The organism is Sulfuricaulis sp. (genome assembly GCF_049587675.1).
Classification (GTDB): domain Bacteria; phylum Pseudomonadota; class Gammaproteobacteria; order Acidiferrobacterales; family Sulfurifustaceae; genus Sulfuricaulis.
Window position 1 is genome coordinate 1 of record NZ_JBAVEJ010000013.1, and the last position, 3495, is coordinate 3495.

A 3495-nucleotide genomic window follows, 5' to 3' on the forward strand; every position below is an offset into this window, starting at 1 on the left:
GCCCAGGGTGCAGCAGATTCTTGCTGCACCCTGGGCTGTAAGCGGGCTGGGGTGGGGAGAAACCACGCGGTCGCGCCAGGGACGGCAAGCAAGAGCTAATAGAGGGCAGTGTATGAAACGTACCGTATTGGTGGTTGACGACGAAGCGAACATGCAGGCCGTGATGCGCATGGTGCTGGAAGGCGCCGGTCACGAAGTGCTCGTCGCGGACAGCGGCGAGGCGGCGCTGGCGCACATACAGAATCCCAATCTCGACGTGGTGCTCAGCGATCTTAAGATGCCCGGCATGGGCGGCGAGGCCTTCGTCATCCGTTGCCGCAAGGACCGGCCGGACGTGCCGGTGATCATTGTAACGGCGCACGGCACCATCCGCTCCGCGGTCAAGAGCATTCACGACGGCGCGGCGGATTACCTCACGAAGCCCTTCGAGCCGGAGCAACTCGAAATCGTGGTGCATAACGCCATCAAGCTGCGCGACATCCTGCGCGAGAACGAACAGCTCAAAGCCGCCGTCAGCGAATCGCGCGGCACCAAGCGCCTCGTCGGCGAAAGCCACGTCGCGCAGCAGCTGATCGAGGAAATCCGGCGCGTGGCACCGTACAAGACCGGCGTGCTGATCACGGGTGAATCCGGCACCGGCAAGGAACTGGTGGCGCGCACCATCCACGATCTCTCGCCGCGGCACGAGCGTCCGTGGGTCGCGATCAATTGCTCAGCTATTCCGCGCGACCTTATGGAGTCCGAGCTGTTCGGTTACGTCAAGGGCGCGTTCACGGGCGCGAGCCAGAACCGCGCGGGCCGGCTGGAGCAGGCGCAGGGCGGAACACTGTTTCTCGACGAGATCGGCGATCTCGATGCCTCGCTGCAGGCCAAGCTGCTGCGCGTGCTACAGGAGCGCGAATTCTCTCCAGTCGGTTCGAATCAGGTACGGACCGTGGACGTGCGTTTCATCGCCGCCACCAACCGCGATCTGAAGGAATACGTGCGCGAGGGCAAGTTCCGCGAGGATCTGCTCTACCGCCTGGACGTCTACAGCATCGTCGCCCCGCCGCTGCGGACGCGGCGCGAGGACATCCCGCTGCTGGCGCAAACCTTCCTGCGTGAGTTGGCCTCCGAGACGGACAAAAAGGTGACGGCGTTCACGCCCGCGGCGCTGGAGATTCTGGAGCGCTACGGCTGGCCCGGCAACATCCGTGAGCTGCGCAATACTGTGGAGCGTTCGTTGCTGTCATGTCGTGGGCAGACGATCGATGTCGAGGATCTGCCCGGCGCGATAGCCGCCGGCAGCGGTCCGGCGGGGAACGTGGAGCGTTTTTCACTCAATAAAACTGGCGAAAAAAATCTCGACCATTGGCTGGAGGAGGTCGAGCGCGGCGCCATCCTCGAGGCGCTGTCACAGTGCAACGGCGTGCAGGCGCACGCCGCCAAGCGCCTCGGTATTTCCGAACGCAGCCTGTGGCATCGCATCAAGAAGCTCAACATTCAGATTATTGCGCGGCATGAATTTCGTTAAAGGTACCCGGCGGACTGATATTTACATGGCCTTGGATCGGAAGGCGTCTTGCCGCGCAATAATCAAAAATTCATATGATTTTCTTTATTGACCCGGCACGCTCGTGATCAGAAATGTCGACAATACATGATGCACCTTGCAGTCGTTCAAGAACAATCGTGCCGGGTCAATATCCGAGCTATTAACTGAGGTATTCACCGTCTCCCGGCGGTTGCCGGGACGGACCGATGGCTTCATCATGTTCTCCTGTTACAGGAGACAACCATGCTGACGCCCATCCTGAGCACCTGCTTGCAATTCGTGCCGCGTGTCGTGCCGATCGGGTATGCCGGCGCCGGGCTGTCGCCGCTTTTCACTTATCCGCCGAATACTTTCTTTCTTTATCTCCACGGGGACTAGCCATGGGCGACGATGACCCGCGCCTCCAGCCCGAAGAATCCGCCTGGCATCAGCTACCAGCCGAGGAGGTCGTCCAGCGTCTGCAAACCGATCTGCGTCAGGGACTGAGCGCGGACGAGGCGCCAAAACGCCGCGAGCGCTACGGCGCCAACGAGATTCGCGAGGGCCGGCGCCGCGGACCGCTCGCGATGTTCCTCGGACAATTCACCGATTTCATGATCCTGGTGCTGATTGGCGCGGCGATCGTCTCGGGAATGATCGGCGACGTGGTGGACACCCTGGTGATCGTGGCGATCGTGGTGCTGAATGCCGTGATCGGGTTCGTGCAGGAGTATCGCGCCGAACGCGCCATCGCCGCCCTCAAGCAGATGGCGGCTTTGCAGGCACAGGTGTGGCGCGACGGCCATGCCGCGATGATTCCCGCGAGCGAACTCGTGCCCGGTGATGTGGTGCTGATCGAGGCCGGCAACGCGTTGCCGGCCGACCTGCGGCTGGTCGAGGCGGTGCAACTCAAGATCGAGGAGGCGGCGCTCACCGGCGAGTCGCAGCCGGTGGAGAAACTCGCGCGCCGGATGCACGAAGCCGACCTGCCGCTCGGCGACCGGCGCAACATGGCGTACAAGGGCACGCTCGTGACCTATGGCCGCGGGCGCGGCGTGGTGGTGGCAACCGGCATGGAGACCGAGCTTGGCCGCATCGCGGCGCTGCTGCGCTCGGAGGACGAGGTCAAGACGCCGCTGCAGAAACGCCTCGCCCGTTTCGGGCGCGTGCTCGCGATCGCGGTGCTCGCGATCTGCGCGATCATGTTCGCGATCGGCGTCCTGCGTGGTGAACCGCTGCTGCTCATGCTGCTCACCGCCATCAGTCTCGCGGTGGCGGCCATCCCCGAGGCGCTGCCGGCGGTGGTGACGGTGTCGCTCGCGCTCGGCGCGAGAAAAATGGTTGGCAAGCACGCGCTCATCCGCAAACTGCCGGCGGTCGAGACGCTCGGTTCGGTGACCTTCATCTGTTCCGACAAGACCGGCACGCTCACCGAGAACCGTATGCGTGTCGAGGAGTTCTACGCCGAGGCGCGGTCGGAACGCGCGCTGCCGGACGACGTCGCCGCGCAGGAACCGTGGCGCACGCTGCTGACGGCCTTGGCGCTCAGCAACGACGCGCGCGCCACGGCGGATGGCGGGATCATCGGCGATCCCACCGAGGTGGCGTTGTACCGGGCGGCGCGTGACGCCGGTTTCGACAAGGCTTCGCTCACGGAAATACAGCCGCGGCTGGCCGAGATCGCGTTCGACTCCGAACGCGCGCGCATGACCACCATTCATAGAGAGGCTCTTCCGACTCCCCCTCTCTCGCGTGAGCGGGAGGTGAGGCGGGAACAGGAAAAGGTCCAGCGGACCTTTTCTCCGCCGAACGGGCACACACGATTTTCGTGTGCCCCGGCGGGAACAAGGGGTGAGGGCGCGGAAGAAGGAGGGGCGGTAGTTGCTTATACGAAAGGCGCGCCGGAGCATGTGCTGCCACTGTGCCACGACGGACTCGAAGCCGGGGGCGCCGCGCCGCTGGATCGCGCCGCGGTCGAGGAG

3 protein-coding genes are annotated in these 3495 nt (G+C 64.0%); all 3 read left to right on the top strand.

All coding sequences use genetic code 11. From position 1 onward, the window contains the following. Positions 1–112 precede the first annotated feature (112 nt). Positions 113–1513 carry a sigma-54-dependent transcriptional regulator gene (locus WB402_RS00510; RefSeq protein ID WP_424204702.1) on the top strand — a complete coding sequence of 467 codons (1401 nt, stop codon included), beginning with the start codon at positions 113–115 and terminating at the stop codon, positions 1511–1513. A gap of 264 nt (positions 1514–1777) precedes the next feature. Continuing rightward, the gene (locus WB402_RS00515) at positions 1778–1912 is read left to right on the top strand and encodes a hypothetical protein (RefSeq protein WP_424204703.1); all 135 of its coding nucleotides are present in this window, start codon (positions 1778–1780) and stop codon (positions 1910–1912) included. Between the two features lie 2 nt (positions 1913–1914). After that, on the top strand, positions 1915–3495 hold a 1581-nt coding region (locus WB402_RS00520; RefSeq protein WP_424204705.1), incomplete at its 3' end, for a cation-translocating P-type ATPase.